The following is a 16,109-nucleotide window of genomic DNA, read 5'->3' as shown; positions in this document are numbered from 1 at the left end:
ACATCCTGCCAGTCGACGATGAGATTTTAGGAAATCATCTGCTGCTCGTCGGGCAATCGGTTGCGGGGAAGGGGCTGACCTATATTTACTCGACCGGAAATCGGCGAAGGAACACCTTAACCTCCCGACAAAAGGAGAACCGCCATGAGCGTCAAACCTATTCCAGAGGGGTATCACAGCATCACCCCTTATCTGGGCATACAGAAAGCTGCCGAAGCCATCGACTTCTACAAAAAAGCCTTTGGCGCCACCGAAGTCATGCGCCTGTCCATGCCCGATGGCGGCATCGGGCATGCCGAACTGCGTATCGGCGACTGCCCGATCATGCTCGGAACACCGTGTGACGAGGGACCACTGAGCAACCCGGACACGTCGCCGTCCGTGGGCCTGCATTTGTATGTGAACGATGTGGACAAGTCCTATAAACAGGCCATCGATGCCGGTGCCACGGTGGTGTCTGAGGTCAAGGATCAGTTTTACGGCGACCGTTCGGGGACCTTGAAGGATCCCTATGGGCATTTGTGGTTTTTGGCCACGCGTAAAGAGAATCTGACTCAGGAGCAGATCGAACAGCGGGCCAAGGAGATGTTCAAGCAGGGTTGAGGACTTCTGTATCTGATCCGGCCATCGTGAGCCTGCTCGCGATGGGCCATAACCCGATGTGCGAATGCAAACGCATCAGGACCTCAAGGATTTAGACCCTCGATCCGCTTTTCATGAAGATGGCGACAGCGTCTTGTGCATGGGAACGGCGTGGAGTCCGGCCACGGTAAAGGTTTCAGCGCAAGCCCGGTAACCCAGACGATGATAAAACGCTTCGCCGGTACGGGTGCTGTTGAGCCGCGCCTGAGGCACCCCCTGAGCGATCAACCACATCTCGAGGTCTTGCACCAACGCTTGTCCGGCGCCTCGTCGAAACCATTCCGGCTGCACATAACAAAACGCGACCTTGCCGCTGATTGCCGCCATGGCGACGCCGATCGGTTTTTCCTGCCGCAGGGCGATGTTCAGGTACAACCGCGGGTCCATCAGCCAGGGCTGAACGTGTTCGATGGTTTTATTGTGGGTCCAGGTGGCGACGGTTCGCGGATCGTTGCGGTGGTCGAGCGCGCAGCCGACGCGAATGGAGCGCTCGACAATCCGGCTGATGATGCCGGCGTCGGCAGGCGTTGCCTTGCAGATGTGTATCGATGCATCCATGGCGCTGTTACCTCAATCCATTGAGTCAAAGCTGCCGGGAACGATAACGCTGTGGGGGCCGGGTGGCTAATGGAGAGACGTTACTTTTGGTGTGTATGGAAGATTGCGAAGGCGTCAGACCGACTGCAACGGCATCGTCAATTCAACCCGCAAACCATCCGGCCGGCTGTCGAAATGCAGGGTGCAGCCGCAGCGCTGGACGATGGCCTGGACAATCGCCAGGCCGAGGCCACATCCGGTGCTCTGGCCATTGCGCCAGAAGCGTTGGGTCAGGTGTTGCAAATCATCTTCGGCAATCCCCGGGCCGTAATCGCGGACCAAAAAGTGCACGCGATTGTCGATGGTTTCCAGGCTCAATTGCACCGCCTTATCACTTGGGGTATGGCGCAGGGCGTTGTCGAGCAAGTTACGCAATGCCGCAATCGACAGCACCGCGGGCATTTGCAGCGGCGCCTCGGAGAATGTGGCTGGCAACTGAAACCTGATCCGCTGACGATCACCGTTGGCGGCATCCTGAATCGCCAGTTTCGCCACCTGCTCGGCGCTGCATTGCACCCCATCATCGAACGACAGACTACCCTCGACGCGCGCCAGCAGCAGCAATTGTTCAAGCGTGCGATGCAACCGGTCAGCGCCCTCTTCGGCTCGGGCCAAAGACTGATCCCGGGCGCTGCCTTCGGTCATGCGCGCCACTTGCAGATGGGTTTTGATGGCGGTTAGCGGGCTACGCAATTCGTGTGCAGCATCACCGGTCAGGCGTCGCTCGCGCTCGATGGTCTTGCCGATGCGCTGGAACAGCTGATTCTGGGTTTCCAGCAACGGTTGCAACTCACTGGGCAGCGGCTGGATCTGCAACGGTTCCAGGGAATCGGCATTGCGCCGCATCAACGCATCGCGCATACGATTGAGCGGTGCCAATCCCTGACCGATGCCGAGCCACAACAGGCACAAGCAGCCAAGCAGCGCCACGCCGACCGGTACCGAAGCCGCCAGCAGAATGGACATGTTCAGCGCTTCGCGCTCGATCTGCCGATCTGCTGTGGTAATCCGCACATCCCCCCGCGCCAGGGTGAAGCTGCGCCACGGCGCGCCGTCGATCATTTGATCGTGGAAGCCCATTTTTTCGGCTTCCAGGGTTTGTTCGGGGCTACTGTGGCTGCGGGCCAGGATTTCACCGCGCAACGAGCTGACCTGACAGGCCATGCCGCCAGGGATGCTCAGCTGTTCTGCACTGAAATGAGTCCCCTCGCCCTTGCTCGGCAAGGTCGGCAGTTGCTCCAGCAGCCCGGCGACCATCCGCGCCGACGCCACCAGCCGCTGGTCGAGGGAAAACATCATCTGGTTGCGCAGATCACTGAGCATCCAGGCGGCGGCCAGGGCCCAGATCAGCGCAAACGCGGCGCCGAGGGTCAGGCTCAGCCGCAAACGCAGGCTCATCACTTCGATTGCTCTCCGCCATCGGCCGGCCCCAGGCGATAGCCCAGGCCACGCACAGTCTCGACGATACCGTTACCGAGTTTGCGCCGCAGGTGATGGATATGGACGTTAAGGGCGTTGCTTTCCAGTTCGTCGTTGAAACCGTAGACGCTGTCCTTCAGTTGCTCGGTGGACAGTACCCGGCCACGGTTATGTAGCAGGGCTTGCAACAGCGATTGTTCGCGGCGCGATAAATCCACCGATTGACCGCCGAGCTGGGTTTCGCGGCTGCTCGGGTCATAGGTCAAACGACCGTGCTCAATCAGATTGACGCTGCGTCCCGCTACTCGTCGCAGCAAGGTGTGCAGGCGCGCGGCAAGTTCGCGCAGGTCGAACGGTTTGAGCAGGTAGTCGTCGGCGCCAGCCTGCAGGCCGGCGACCCGATCGGTGACCGAGTCCCGCGCGGTGAGGATCAGCACCGGGATTTCCAGGCCATGCTGACGCAACTGCTGCAACAGTTTCAGACCGTCTTCATCGGGCAGACCGAGGTCCAGCACCATGACGTCGAACTCCGCGACTTTGAGCATCGCTCGGGCCTTTGATGCGGTGGCGACGTGCTCGACAGTCAGACCTTGAGCGGTCAACCCGGCGACGATGCCGCTGGCGATCAGCTCATCGTCTTCGCAAACCAGTACGTGCATGGTGAGCCCCGTAGAAAAAAGGTGATTAGGCCGATAGCCGATTAAGCGGACATTATGCCGCAAGTGCCATAGTCACAAGGCGGGTGTGGTTAATCATCGGTTAATCTCCAGCCGCCACTGTGCACCTCACTTGCACAGGGATAAGGCTTACCCATGCGTCGATTGTTTTTATTCGTTGTTCTGTTGATCTCGGGCGTAGCCCAGGCAGCAACGAATCCGTTCGAGACCAAAGCCGATTTTCTCCCGGTGGAAAAAGCGTTCATCTTCACCTCCGAACGCCTTGAGTCCGGGGAAACCCAGCTCTATTGGCAAATTGCCGACAATTACTACCTGTATCAGAAACGCCTGAAATTCGACGGTCTGGCCCCGGAGCAAGTGCCGGTTCTGCCCGAGGGCGAGTCCCATCGCGACGAGTTCTTCGGCGAACAACAGGTCTATCGCCAGGGCCTGGAGCTGAAGATTCCGGCCGGAGCCACAGGTCAGATCAAAGTGAGCTTTCAGGGCTGCGCCGATGCCGGTTTGTGTTATCCACCGCAGACTCAAGTGGTCAACGTTGGCGCAAGTAATGTCCTCGCCGTGCTTGGTGAAGAGGCGCCCGACGAGGCCCTTGCCAGCGGCCTAAAGCAACGGGCTCTGGGCTGGAGCCTGCTGGTGTTCTTCGGCTTGGGGCTGCTGCTGGCTTTCACCCCTTGTTCGTTACCGATGCTGCCGATTCTGGCGGGTTTGATCGTTGGCAGTGGGGCGACGCCCAGACGCGGTTTTGCCTTGGCCGGCAGCTACGTGATCAGCATGGCGTTGGTGTATGCGGCGATGGGCGTTCTGGCCGCGCTGCTCGGGGCGAACCTTCAAGCGCTGCTGCAGAACCCCTGGTTGCTGGGCAGTTTTGCGGCGGTGTTCGTGCTGCTGGCCTTGCCGATGTTCGGTTTCTTCGAACTGCAGTTGCCAGTGGCCGTGCGAGATCGGCTGGAGCATGTTTCGCGCAATCAGCGCGGAGGCAGCCTGATCGGTGCCGGTGTACTCGGGGCTTTGTCCGGCCTGTTGGTCGGTCCTTGCATGACCGCACCGCTGGCGGGGGCCCTGCTCTATATCGCCCAGAGCGGCAATGCCTTGCACGGCGGCCTGATTCTGTTCGCTCTTGGTATCGGCATCGGTGTGCCGCTGTTGTTGCTGGTGACCGTCGGCAATCGCTTCCTGCCCAAACCCGGCGCCTGGATGAATCTGCTCAAGGGGGTGTTCGGTTTCCTCTTCTTGGCCACCGCGTTGCTGATGCTACGTCCAGTACTGGATGAATCGTTGTGGCTCGGTCTGTGTGGCGCCTTAATGTTGATCGCGGCCTACAGCGCCTGGAAACAGTCTGAAGGCTTTGGCCGCGTCGCCCAACTGTTCGGTGCCAGTTCGCTGTTGTTGGGACTGTGGGGCAGCCTGCTGGTGGTCGGTGCGGCGGGCGGCAGTGCTGATCCGTATCAGCCGTTGCAGGTGTACAGCGCCGGCCGTACCGGCACTGCCGCGCCGAGCGCGCATGAGGCATTCGCCACGATCAAGGAGCCCGCCGCCCTGCAACGCGAACTCGACGCGGCCAAGGCCCAGAGTCAATGGGTGCTGCTGGACTACTACGCCGACTGGTGTGTGTCGTGCAAAGTCATGGAAAAACAGGTCTTCGGTAAGCCGCAGGTCCTGCAAGCGCTCAGCGATGTGCGCTTGCTACGGCTGGACGTGACCGCCGACAATGCCGCCAGCCGCGAATTGCTCGGCCGTTACAAAGTGCCGGGGCCGCCAAGCCTGTTGTGGATTGGCACCGACGGCATCGAGCGCCGCAACCAGCGCATCACCGGCGAAGTCGATGCCGGCACCTTTCTGCAACGCTGGACCATCACCCGAGACGCTCGTTAATGCTGACCTTTACCCTCGGCACCTTTGCCATCGCGCTTAACCACCTGCTGCTGATCAGTGCCCTGGCGCTGGCGACCTTGGTCGGCTGGCGGGTGGCCAAGCGTGGTGGTGAGAACCCCGAGTCGGTGCTGTTCAGCCTGTTCCTGCTGGGCATGCTGGCGGCCCGGGTCGGTTTCGTGATCGCCTACTGGGCGCAGTATCGCAACGATCCGTGGCAGATCATCGACCTGCGCGACGGTGGTTTTCTCGCCTGGCCCGGGGTGGTCGTGCTGTTGCTCGCCGCCTTGTATCGAGGCTGGCGCCGCCCGGCCCTGCGTCGCCCGTTAGGCTTCGGCGTAGGCTGCGGTCTGGCATTCTGGCTGCTGGCGACGTTCTCCTTGAATATTTACGAACAAGGCACGCGCCTGCCGCAGATCACCCTGCGCAATGCCGCCGGCCAAACCATACAGCTCAGCGACTACCAGGGCGGTCCGCTGGTCATCAATCTTTGGGCCACCTGGTGCCCGCCGTGCCGCCGGGAAATGCCGGTGCTGGAAAACGCCCAACAACAACGCCCGGATCTGACCTTCCTGTTCGTCAACCAGGCCGAAAGCATGCAGAGCGTCAGCACCTTCCTCGAAACCCAGGGCCTGAGCCTGACAAACGTGCTGTTCGATGGCCGCGGTCGCTTGAGTCAGGCCGTGGGCTCCATGGCATTGCCGACTACGCTGTTCTATAGCCCCGACGGGCACCTGCTGGGCAGTCATCTGGGTGAACTCTCTGAAGCCAGCCTGGTTCGCGCCCTGGAAAACTTCGACACCCCGAACCCGGCCACCTCGGCCACGCCTTCAAGGAAACTGCCATGCTCCGCCTCCGCCACCTGCTGACGTTAACCCTGGGTGCCGCCCTGCTGCACCTGCCGTCGGTACAGGCCGAAGAGCTGCCTGAAGCGATCAAGAAGATCGAAGCCAAGGGCGCCAAAATTGTCGGCACCTTCGACGCGCCCGACGGCCTGCGCGGTTATGCGGCGCAATACCAGAATCGCGGCCTGGCGTTGTACCTGACCCCGGACGGCAAACATGTACTGTTGGGCAATTTGTACGACGCCGAAGGCAATGACCTGAGCAATGCGCCCTTGCAGAAACTGGTCTACGCGCCAATGGCCAAAGAAGTCTGGGGCAAGATGGAAGCCAGCAACTGGATCGCTGACGGCAACAAGGACGCACCGCGAATCGTCTATCTGTTCAGCGACCCGAATTGCCCGTACTGCAATATGTTCTGGGAACAGGCGCGGCCATGGGTCAAGGCCGGCAAAGTGCAGTTGCGGCACATCATGGTCGGCATCATTCGCGAAGACAGCCCGGGCAAATCCGCCGCGCTGCTGGCCGCCAAGGACCCGCAAAAAGCGTTGGCAGACCACGAGAAATCCGGCAAGGACAGTTCGCTCAAAGCGTTGAAAGACGTGCCGCCGGCGATTCAGGCGAAATTCGCCGCGAACATGCAGTTGATGGAAGAACTGGAACTGGCCGCCACCCCGGCGATTTTCTACATGGACGACAAGGGCCAGCTGCAACAGCAGCAAGGCGCGCCGACGCCGGATAAATTGGTGAAGATTCTGGGACCCAAATAGCAAGATCAAAAGATCGTCCGAAGGCTCGGGCCGCGTTCGGACGATCTTTTTTTCAGGCGCTACACGGATTTCTGTCGGCCAGAAACCTCAGCAGCGCCTCGGTGACGAATGCCGGATTTTCCAGATTGGAAATATGCCCCGCCTCCGGCACCAGCACATACGGGCAACCGATCAACCCGGCCATTTCTTTGGTTTCCGACGTTGGTCGCGGTTTGTCCTGATCGCCGCACATCAACAGCGTGGTTGCAGGGTTCAGTTCACCCAGACGCGGCAGCAAATCATCACGACTAAAGGTAATCCGCCCCATGGGCACGATACTTTCACGCAAGCGGTCGGCCGGCAGCGCAGCCAATTTAGCGCGAAAATCCTGATACAACGCCGATTGCGGATCGATGCCCGGACGGAAGAAGATCGGCACCACAATCTCGAGCAGTTGAGGCGAGATCACCCCGCTGTCTTCGATCTGCTTGAACAACGAGAAATAGTATTGGCGGGTCGGTTCCGGTTCGACGCCGACATAGGTGTCCATCAGCACCAGACCGTTGAGCCGTCGCGGCGCCGACAGCGCCAGTCGAACACCCCACATGGCACCGACCGAAAGACCGACCAGTGTGAGGCGATCGATATCCAGATGATCGAGCAAGGCCAGTGCCTGGCGCGCCACGTCATCCAGCGACGTCGTGCATTCGGGCATCCGCCCGGATTCGCCATGGCCCCACAGGTCCAGCGCGATGACCCGATAGTGCTGCGACAGCACCGCAATCTGCGGCGCCCACATGGCTTGGTCCCACAGGTAACTGCCGGCCAGCAGCACCGCAGGGCCTGTGCCTTGATCTAAGTAGTGAAGCGCTTGTCCATCAACCGTTACGAAGGGCATCGACTGTCTCCCTGGTGAAATTCGGATCCATTGAAAAGCACAGGAAGACTGTGCCGGCGGGGACCGGCAGTCAATCGGACCTTTGCGGGTGATTCGCGGTTGCAGCGCCGCTTCAAAAAATTCGACGTCGCAGGCCTGGTGGGTACGAGAGACGATTTGCATGGCCAGCGAGGTGAGTCAGCGTGTCGCTGTACTCAGGTGGCCAACTCCCGAGGAAATAATTCTATTTCTCAATTGACAGTAATTATCATTAATAATAATTTGGCGCTCGATGTGCAGGACGACTCCGATCCTCCATCGTCCCACGACTCTATTGGCAGCCAGGTGATTTCCAATGACGGAACAAGTATCCACAAGCACGTGCGATTCACCGCTACTTCAGGCCTTCGTCGACAACCGACCGATTCTGATCAAGATTGCCGCCCGCATCACTGGCTGCCGATCCCGCGCCGAAGACGTAGTGCAGGATGCATTCTTCCGCTTGCAATCGGCGCCACAAATCACCTCGTCAATCAAGGCGCAGCTCAGCTATCTGTTCCAGATCGTGCGCAATCTGGCGATCGATCATTACCGCAAGCAGGTGCTGGAGCAGAAGTATTCGGGCCCGGAAGAGGAAGGTCTGAACGTAGTCATTCAGGGCGCTTCGCCGGAAAACTCGCACATGAATTTCTCGACCCTGGAAAACATTGCCGATGCGCTGACGGAGCTTCCCGGCCGCACCCGTTACGCCTTCGAAATGTACCGCCTGCACGGTGTGCCGCAAAAAGACATCGCCAAGGAACTCGGCGTCTCACCAACCCTGGTGAACTTCATGATTCGTGATGCGCTGGTGCATTGCTGCAAGGTGTCGGGCAGTCGTGCGGATACCTTTGCACGCCGTTAAAAGCTTCGCGAAGGCTGACTCAAGACCGTAACGCTCACGCTGGCGGTCATGACCCGGAGCAGGATTTAAGCGCGTCACCAAACAAGCGATTCATGGTATTCATCAGGGGTACGAATCAGGGCTTGCGCACTGGCACCAGAGCAATTTTGTACGGATCGAAAATCTTCAGCATCTGCCCATTGTCCCGCAGGCCTTGCAGCAACTTGCCGAATGTTTCGCCCGTGATCGGTGCCTGGGGGCGGATCAGCGCGTAATGGTGATAAACCTGATCGATCCGTTGCGATACCAGCAATTGCTCGCCGACTTTCTCGTTACGCAGCAGGTAATCGCTCAGGTAGGAACGTGTTACCAACGCAATGTCCGCTCGTGCGCGCAGCACCATCAGCAAATTGCTGTCATGGGAATACGTCAGCGTGGCCTTGTAGGCGTCTGCCAGATACTTGGGATCGGCATTGAAATTGGCAAACTCGTAGTGATAGCCGCTGTACAGCGCCAGGCGCTTACCGTTCAGGTCCTTGAAATAATTCTCATCGCGATCAGGTTTCTTCTGCGCGACAAAGATTTCTGCGTCTTCCAGGCCCATGTCGACGAGGGTATGCGGGATGTCCTTCCAGCCCCAGTCCGGATTCTCGAAAATCGCCATGTCGACCCGGCCTTCCTTGAAGTCGTTGAAACGTCGAGGAATCGAGGTGGGGAGCAGCTCAAACCGATAGTCGGTTTGCAACTGATTCAGCGCTTCCACCAGTTGCGGTAACAGACCGGTGTCGGCACCGGACTCCGGGCGCACGGTATAGGGTGGAAAATGCGCGGCACCGACCCGCACCAGTTGTGCAGCCTGAGAAGGCAACACCCAGCACACAGCAAGCACCGCCAGCAAAAGCCGCGACGCCGTTCGAATTGGTGAAGACATCAAAACAGACCACTCCCCAAAAAAATACTCATCAATGCATACACGCTAGGCGGTTTCGCCAACTTAGCCAGTTTCTTGCCGAGATAGACGGCTTACTGCCGCTCTTCAAGCACAAGAATCAAGGCCTCATCGGCCAATTGATCGAGGCTCATGCTGCCGTCGGCACGAAACCAGGTGGTGGTCCAGGACAATGCGCCCATCAGGAAACGACGGGTGGTAAACACGTCGCCACGGATAAAACCGGCATCCTTGGCTTCGCCCAGCACCTGCAGCCAGATGTCTTCATAAATATCACGCAGCGCCAGAACCTGCGCCTGACCTTCCTCAGACAGCGAACGCCACTCATACACCAATACCGCCATGGCCTCGCCGCTGCCACCCATGATCGATTGCAATTCGCAGCGAATCAGCGCCAGCACCCGCTCCCGTACGCTGCCAGCCTCGGCCAGGGCTGCGCGCATTAATGCAGTGTTGTAGCGAATGGTTTCTTCCATCACTGCCTGCAGGATCTCGTTCTTGCTTTTGAAGTGATGAAAAATGCTGCCTGATTGAATGCCCACCGCACCAGCCAGATCGCGCACGGTGGTACGTTCATAACCTTTATTGCGAAACAGGTGAGCGGCCACTTGCAGCAGTTTGCCGCGGGCGCTGTCCGGGTCGGTCAATTGGCCGTTGTCGACCAATTCGCGCATCACCCTCAGGGCTTTTTGCTCGTCCACCCGTTCTCTCCTACAGTCGATCGATCAATTGCGCCGCTCATCCGCTAAAACAGCGAGTTTGCGCGGGCAATTTAAGCTGGCGGGGGCGACCAAGCAAGCGCTTGGGCAGAAGATAGCTCAGGCGTTTCACACCGACAGCGCCATGGTCAGCGCCGCGCTGGTGCATGAGTTCGGCTGGTCGTGGCACGACTACGACAAACTCGCCCAGGCGGCATTGGCCGGCCGCCTTATTGAAGGGGGTGCCCAGTGCACTGGCGGCAATTTCACCGATTGGCGCGACGTGCCCGATTACGAACACATCGGTTTTCCGATCGTCGAAGTCAGTGCCGACGGCCATTTTATCGTCAGCAAACCCGACAGCTCCGGCGGCCTGGTCACGACCCTGACGGTGGGCGAGCAAATGCTCTATGAAATCGGCGATCCGCAGGCCTATCTGCTGCCCGACGTGGTGTGCGATTTCAGTCAGGTCAAACTCGTGCAACAAGGCAAAAACGCGGTGCAGGTGCACGGCGCTCGCCGATCAGGTCAACTAGAGGACCGTCGCCATGGCTTATGACTCGATTTACAAACCCGACCTGTTCGCGGGCCAAAACATCATTATCACCGGCGGCGGCAGCGGCATCGGTCGTTGCACCGCCCACGAGCTCGCAGCCCTCGGCGCGCACGTACTGCTGGTGGGGCGCAATGCCGAGAAACTGAAAAAGGTCGCCGCTGAAATCACCGAAGACGGCGGTAAAGCCAGTTGGCAGGTCTGCGATATCCGCGATGAAGACGCGGTCATCCAACTGGTCAGCGAATTGATCCGCAAACACGGGCCGATTCATGGGCTGGTCAACAATGCCGGCGGGCAGTACCCCTCTCCGCTGGCGTCGATCAATCAAAAAGGTTTCGAAACTATATTGCGCACTAACCTGGTAGGCGGTTTTCTGATGGCCCGAGAGGTGTTCAATCAATCCATGAGCAAGCACGGCGGCGCCATCGTCAACATGCTCGCCGATATGTGGGGCGGCATGCCCGGCATGGGCCACTCAGGCGCCGCGCGCTCGGGCATGGACAACTTTACCAAGACCGCCGCGTTTGAATGGGGCTATGCCGGCGTGCGGGTCAACGCCGTCGCGCCAGGCTGGGTCGCCTCCAGCGGCATGGACACCTACGAGGGCGCGTTCCGGGCCGTGATCCCGACCCTGTGCGAACACGTGCCGCTCAAGCGCATCGGTACCGAGTCGGAAATCAGCGCGGCGATTGTTTTCCTGCTCAGCCCGGCAGCCGCGTTTGTCAGCGGCAGCACGTTACGCATCGACGGTGCCGCCAGCCTCGGCGGGCGGGCCTGGCCGATGCACAAGGCGCAGAACAGTCACTCGTACAACGGTTTTCACCGCGCCTATCTACCCGAGGTACTGCGACCCGACGCACTCAAACCGGACGAATCCAAACCAGACGAGCCAAGCGACAAGGAGTAACCATGCCGGTCATCCAAGGCAGGCTAGACCCCGTTCGCACGCAGATGGTGCTCGAAGCAATGAAAACGGAGCATCCGCTCAAATCGGCAATCGACGGCGTATTCAAACGCCTGCAGGTCAAGGTAGGCGATCAGGTAAAAAATCGTCAGATTTTGTTGGAGGTCGAATAAGCCGCTAGGCGGATCCGCCGGGTTTGGCTACGCTCAAGCCCTATCGGGACGCGGATACCAGGAACCCTGCGATGCCTCACTGGTTGGTCATTGATCTGGAAGCCACCACCGATGAGGGTGGCTGGCCAGTAACAGAAATGGAAATCATCGAAATCGGTGCCACTCTCGTGGACCGCAAAGGCCAGGAACTGGATCACTTCCAGCGCTTCGTGCGCCCGTTGCGCCGGCCCTTATTAACGCCGTTTTGCCAGGAACTGACCCACATCACCCAGGCCAATATCGATGCCGCACAGCCGCTCACCGACATCTGGCCGTTGTTCGAACGCTGGCTCGGCCAACATCACGCGCGCCTGGAAGGCTGGGCCAGTTGGGGCGATTACGACCGCAAACAACTGCTTCAAGACTGGCAGCGCCTGCAACTCGACAGCGCCTTGAGCCGGGTGCCGCACATGAACCTCAAGCAACGCTTCGCCAAGGCTCGTCGGCTCGAGCGCCCGCTGGGGCTTAATGGAGCCTTGCAACTGGCGGGCCTGCAGTTCAACGGTCAGCAGCATCGGGCGCTGGAAGACGCGCGCAATACGGCGCGTTTGTTACCGCTGGTTTTCCCTGCTAATCCTTGAGTGCAGGAGGTGACGCCTATCGACACCTTGTGCATACTGGCCGGCCCTTTTTAGCCCTTTTCGAGGAACCGCCCATGTTTAAAGTCAACGAGTACTTCGACGGCACCGTCAAGTCGATCGCCTTTGGCACCGCTGAAGGTCCAGCGACCATCGGCGTCATGGCACCGGGCGAATACGAATTCGGCACCAGCCAGCGTGAAATCATGCACGTGGTGTCCGGCGCCCTGACCGTCAAACTGCCTGACAGCGATACTTGGGAAACCTTCGCCGCCGGCAGCCAGTTCAACGTGCCCGCCAACAGCAAGTTCCAGCTGAAAGTGGCCGTCGACACCGCTTACCTGTGCGAATACCGCGGCTAACCCCCCGGGTTTCACAGCAACAAAAAAATGCCCGTGTTCTTGAACACGGGCATTTTTTCATTTTGAAGGGCTTTTATTCGAGGATCGTCACCGGCATGCCGACTTCCAGGCGGCCGTTACCGTCGTTGACCAGATTCTGACCGAACATCGCGCCGTCGGCCTCGGTGCGGTATTTCTGCAAGGTGGCCAGTGGTTCACGATCTTCGCTGCGTTCACCGGTTTGCGGGTCGATGGTGGTTAGAATGCAGCGTGAGCAGGACTTGACCACGCGAAACTCGACATCGCCAATGCGGATGCGCTTCCAGCTATCTTCGGCATACGCTTCACTGCCCTCAATCACCAGATTGGGCCGAAAACGCAACATCTCCAGCGGCCGCCCGACCTTGCTCGACAAGTCTTCCAGCGACGCCTGACCAATCAGCAACAACGGAAAGCCGTCGGCAAAAGCCACTTGATCGTCTTCCTTGCCGTAGCCAGTCTGGGTGGTCCGTGCGCGATCAAGCGGCACTTGCACCAGGCGCGTCGGCTTGCCGATGAACTCACTGACCCAGGCACCCGCCGCATCGCCGGCATCGGGGACGCGCAAGGTATCGCGCCAGATGGTCACACCACGCAGCTCTGCGTCGTTGGCGGGCAAGGCGATATCGATCGGTGAATGGCCCGGAGCACTGAGGGTCAAACCACCGTCGACATTCCATAACGCTGACAGCTGACTCATTTTCGCGACCGCGCGCTGGGTCAGAAAGCGCCCGCTGGCCTCGTCCACTAGCATCCAGCGTCGATCGCCGTCCAGCCCCAGCTTGTCCAGGCTGACTTGATTCAGGGGCTCGCCCTTGCCGGATTTCAACGGAAAACGATAAAGCGCGCTCAGACGCAGCATGGCCAGCTCCTTGGTGGGTAAAAACGCCACCCTATACGAGCTTGATTGCCGAATCAAAGGCCCTTGGCGAGGGGACTCGCCCCGTTGGGCTGCGCAGCAGCCCCAAACCCTGCCACCTCGCTCTTCCAGATCGCTATCAGGCAGGCACTGCATCGAGCATCAGGCGCTGGCGCACCACGTCGACGAGTTTGTCGGGCTGGAACTTGGAGAGGAAGTTGTCGCAGCCGACCTTCTTGACCATCGAGTCATTGAAGCTACCCGACAACGAGGTATGCAGGACCACATAAAGGCCGCGCAAACGGGGGTCGTTACGGATTTCGGTGGTCAGGCGATAGCCGTCCATTTCCGGCATTTCCGCATCGGTGAAAATCATCAGCAGCTTGTCCGTCATGACTTCACCCGTATCGGCCCAGGCCTTGAGCATGTTCAGCGCCTTCAAACCATCGCTGGCGATGTGCATCTTCACACCCAACTGACCCAAGGTATCGCGCAATTGCGACAGTGCCACGTTCGAGTCATCCACCAGCAGCACTTCACGGCCGCGGGCGCGTTCCAGCACCGGATCATCGAGTTTGTCGCGCGATACCTTGGCGTTGTACGGAACGATTTCGGCCAGGACTTTTTCAACGTCGATGATTTCCACCAACTGGTCATCGACCTTGCTGATGGCGGTCAGGTAATGCTGGCGACCGGCACTGGTCGGCGGCGGCAGAATGGCTTCCCAGTTCATGTTGACGATGCGGTCCACGCCACCGACCAAAAACGCCTGCACCGAACGGTTGTACTCGGTGACGATGATGGTACTGGTGGGGCTTGGCACCAGCGGACGCATGCCGATCGCCTGGGACAGGTCGATCACCGGCAGCGTCTGGCCACGCAGGTTGACCACCCCGCAGACAAAGGGATGACGCTGCGGCATCAGGGTCAGCTTCGGCAGCTGCAGCACTTCCTGGACCTTGAAGACATTGATCGCGAACAATTGGCGCCCGGCCAGTCGGAACATGAGAATTTCCAGGCGATTCTCACCCACCAGTTGCGTGCGTTGGTCTACCGTGTCGAGAATGCCGGCCATTGATGACTCCTGGGCTTGTTCTAATGAATTCACTAAAGGGAGTTATCGGCTGTTTCTGCCGGAGCTTGACCCCCAGTCAAAATGCCACGATCAAGCATTGATGTCACATTAACATCATGCTTTACTGGCTCCGTGAGTTTCATCTGCTTCAATCCCTTCGGGGCGACCTCGGTTTGCTCGTTAGGTTCCCCTGCGTAAGGGATTCCCCTAGTAACAATCAGGCCTAACCTGATATTCGCAATATCCAATAGCCATTAATGTGACGCCATTCTCATTGCATGAACGGAGTCAGGCTTTTGTGTGCAATCGCAGGTCAGTGGCCATCTACCCTCTCGAGCTCCCCAGTCTGTGCTCATTGCCGGAGTGCGATCTCACGGAGGCCTGGCAGCGCCAGGACACGCATGATTCTCGTCGGCACACACGACATTCCCTCATTTGACATGACGTTGTGGAGATAAGCATGCCAAACGACACCAACGAGTGGGCTCATCGATTTTCAGAGTTCCTCGTCGAGGCTGAAACACTCTTGGCCAAATCCGAGGAATGTCTGAGTCATTTGCAACTGATCAGCAATGACAAGGACGCCATCGATTGCATGCTCAGCACCCTTCTCAAGCTATCGAGCAAAGCCGATGCCCTGGCACTGGTGCCGGTTTCGGAGTTCTCGTTGCATATTCATGGATTGCTGAGCCAGGCTCAGCACCACATGGACCTGAACGATCAAGCTCTGGACGCGCTCAAGAACTGCTTCACCTTAATGGCTTGGCAACTCGAACTCATTGACCAGACGACCGGCAAACTCGGTCTCGATGACAGTGAACAAACTTCGCTGATTGAAGCGTTTGCGTTTCAGGTGGGACAACGTCGGTTTCAACCGCCACCCCATTCCAGACCGTTCAGGCTCGTTTCGCTTTCGGAACGGCAAGCGTAAAATTATCGGTCCTGTTCGTATTGCATTTTTTATTACCTGACATTGTCCTATAACTTGGGTGCGCTCATATCAATCATGACCCTGTCTATTTCAAACAGGGTCTATCAATAAAAAAAACCTTACTTTGGCTATCGGTCATCCTTCTACATTATCGAACGTTTTTCCATTATGGAACCATCGTCCACAACTGCATTTCCTGGCGATAGAGCGCTATATATCAAACGCGACCAACGGTATGTTAAGTGGTATTATGCCGACCATTAGTTGACGTCAATTAATGGCAGAGTGATTCCAGCCTGTCCTATTGAAGGTTGTATTTACTGCATTGCAGCTGTTTGACGGCGACTTGTATTTTCCACACAGAGACTCGTCAACCCTTTGGCCAGTCTGCCCGCAGCGAACATCCATTGGC

General features: G+C 58.6%; 17 protein-coding genes and 2 pseudogenes. 11 read left to right on the top strand and 8 right to left on the bottom strand.

The genetic code is table 11. From position 1 onward, the window contains the following. Positions 1 to 144 precede the first annotated feature (144 nt). Complete coding sequence (locus LOY56_RS08045) at positions 145 to 603, top strand: VOC family protein (protein WP_258620935.1); 459 nt, start codon at positions 145 to 147, stop codon at positions 601 to 603. Between the two features lie 111 nt (positions 604 to 714). Here LOY56_RS08045 and LOY56_RS08040 read toward each other — a convergent pair whose 3' ends face one another. The 3 genes from LOY56_RS08040 to LOY56_RS08030 all read right to left on the bottom strand — a co-directional run bounded on the left by LOY56_RS08040 (position 715) and on the right by LOY56_RS08030 (position 3,317). Continuing rightward, positions 715 to 1,200: a GNAT family N-acetyltransferase gene (locus tag LOY56_RS08040; protein ID WP_258620934.1), complete on the bottom strand. Its 486-nt coding sequence runs from the start codon at positions 1,198 to 1,200 to the stop codon at positions 715 to 717. Between the two features lie 114 nt (positions 1,201 to 1,314). Continuing rightward, positions 1,315 to 2,640, bottom strand: a complete 1,326-nt coding sequence (locus LOY56_RS08035; protein ID WP_258620933.1) for an ATP-binding protein — start codon at positions 2,638 to 2,640, stop codon at positions 1,315 to 1,317. Next, positions 2,637 to 3,317: a response regulator gene (locus tag LOY56_RS08030; RefSeq protein ID WP_258620931.1), complete on the bottom strand. Its 681-nt coding sequence runs from the start codon at positions 3,315 to 3,317 to the stop codon at positions 2,637 to 2,639. The genes LOY56_RS08035 and LOY56_RS08030 overlap by 4 nt, the downstream gene beginning before the upstream one ends. A gap of 153 nt (positions 3,318 to 3,470) precedes the next feature. Here LOY56_RS08030 and dsbD point away from each other — a divergent pair, with 153 nt between their 5' ends. The 3 genes from dsbD to dsbG are packed head-to-tail and all read left to right on the top strand — an operon-like array spanning position 3,471 to position 6,816. Continuing rightward, complete coding sequence (dsbD, locus tag LOY56_RS08025; protein ID WP_258620930.1) at positions 3,471 to 5,207, top strand: protein-disulfide reductase DsbD; 1,737 nt, start codon at positions 3,471 to 3,473, stop codon at positions 5,205 to 5,207. Then, entirely contained in the window at positions 5,207 to 6,073 is an 867-nt protein-coding gene (locus LOY56_RS08020; RefSeq protein ID WP_258620929.1) for a TlpA disulfide reductase family protein, read from the top strand. Before dsbD ends, LOY56_RS08020 begins: the two co-directional genes overlap by 1 nt. Then, positions 6,049 to 6,816: a thiol:disulfide interchange protein DsbG gene (gene dsbG / locus LOY56_RS08015; RefSeq protein ID WP_258620928.1), complete on the top strand. Its 768-nt coding sequence runs from the start codon at positions 6,049 to 6,051 to the stop codon at positions 6,814 to 6,816. Before LOY56_RS08020 ends, dsbG begins: the two co-directional genes overlap by 25 nt. A gap of 52 nt (positions 6,817 to 6,868) precedes the next feature. Here dsbG and LOY56_RS08010 read toward each other — a convergent pair whose 3' ends face one another. Next, positions 6,869 to 7,693, bottom strand: a complete 825-nt coding sequence (locus LOY56_RS08010; RefSeq protein ID WP_258620927.1) for an alpha/beta fold hydrolase — start codon at positions 7,691 to 7,693, stop codon at positions 6,869 to 6,871. Between the two features lie 334 nt (positions 7,694 to 8,027). On the opposite strand from LOY56_RS08010, the gene LOY56_RS08005 reads away from it, so the two are divergent. Next, complete coding sequence (locus tag LOY56_RS08005; RefSeq protein ID WP_258620926.1) at positions 8,028 to 8,576, top strand: RNA polymerase factor sigma-70; 549 nt, start codon at positions 8,028 to 8,030, stop codon at positions 8,574 to 8,576. A 115-nt stretch (positions 8,577 to 8,691) separates the two neighbouring features. Here LOY56_RS08005 and LOY56_RS08000 read toward each other — a convergent pair whose 3' ends face one another. Beyond that, the gene (locus LOY56_RS08000; protein ID WP_258620925.1) at positions 8,692 to 9,486 is read right to left on the bottom strand and encodes an ABC transporter substrate-binding protein; all 795 of its coding nucleotides are present in this window, start codon (positions 9,484 to 9,486) and stop codon (positions 8,692 to 8,694) included. A 92-nt stretch (positions 9,487 to 9,578) separates the two neighbouring features. Next, entirely contained in the window at positions 9,579 to 10,205 is a 627-nt protein-coding gene (locus LOY56_RS07995; RefSeq protein WP_258620924.1) for a TetR/AcrR family transcriptional regulator, read from the bottom strand. A 133-nt stretch (positions 10,206 to 10,338) separates the two neighbouring features. Between LOY56_RS07995 and LOY56_RS07990 the strand changes: the two are divergent. The 5 genes and pseudogenes from LOY56_RS07990 to LOY56_RS07970 form a co-directional block, all read left to right on the top strand. Continuing rightward, positions 10,339 to 10,722: pseudogene (locus tag LOY56_RS07990) on the top strand (acyclic terpene utilization AtuA family protein); the annotation flags it as partial. 28 nt (positions 10,723 to 10,750) lie between these two features. After that, positions 10,751 to 11,665, top strand: a complete 915-nt coding sequence (locus tag LOY56_RS07985) for an SDR family oxidoreductase (RefSeq protein WP_258620923.1) — start codon at positions 10,751 to 10,753, stop codon at positions 11,663 to 11,665. A 44-nt stretch (positions 11,666 to 11,709) separates the two neighbouring features. Next, a pseudogene (locus LOY56_RS07980) lies at positions 11,710 to 11,835 on the top strand (biotin/lipoyl-containing protein); the annotation flags it as partial. A gap of 71 nt (positions 11,836 to 11,906) precedes the next feature. Then, entirely contained in the window at positions 11,907 to 12,455 is a 549-nt protein-coding gene (locus LOY56_RS07975; RefSeq protein ID WP_258620921.1) for an exonuclease domain-containing protein, read from the top strand. 74 nt (positions 12,456 to 12,529) lie between these two features. Beyond that, on the top strand, positions 12,530 to 12,814 hold the full coding sequence (locus LOY56_RS07970; protein WP_007895072.1) for a pyrimidine/purine nucleoside phosphorylase: 285 nt from the start codon (positions 12,530 to 12,532) through the stop codon (positions 12,812 to 12,814). A gap of 73 nt (positions 12,815 to 12,887) precedes the next feature. Here LOY56_RS07970 and LOY56_RS07965 read toward each other — a convergent pair whose 3' ends face one another. Both LOY56_RS07965 and LOY56_RS07960 read right to left on the bottom strand, forming a co-directional pair. After that, positions 12,888 to 13,694 (bottom strand): MOSC domain-containing protein, encoded by an 807-nt coding sequence (locus tag LOY56_RS07965; protein ID WP_258620919.1) that lies wholly within the window; start codon positions 13,692 to 13,694, stop codon positions 12,888 to 12,890. 136 nt (positions 13,695 to 13,830) lie between these two features. Next, positions 13,831 to 14,766 (bottom strand): chemotaxis protein CheV, encoded by a 936-nt coding sequence (locus LOY56_RS07960; RefSeq protein ID WP_030132292.1) that lies wholly within the window; start codon positions 14,764 to 14,766, stop codon positions 13,831 to 13,833. Between the two features lie 460 nt (positions 14,767 to 15,226). Between LOY56_RS07960 and LOY56_RS07955 the strand changes: the two genes are divergently transcribed. Then, the gene (locus LOY56_RS07955) at positions 15,227 to 15,697 is read left to right on the top strand and encodes a hypothetical protein (protein ID WP_258620916.1); all 471 of its coding nucleotides are present in this window, start codon (positions 15,227 to 15,229) and stop codon (positions 15,695 to 15,697) included. The last annotated feature ends 412 nt before the right edge of the window (positions 15,698 to 16,109 follow it).

The organism is Pseudomonas sp. B21-048 (assembly GCF_024748615.1).
GTDB lineage: Bacteria > Pseudomonadota > Gammaproteobacteria > Pseudomonadales > Pseudomonadaceae > Aquipseudomonas.
The sequence above is the reverse complement of the archived record's forward strand: the minus strand, read 5'-3'. Positions and strand labels throughout refer to the sequence as shown.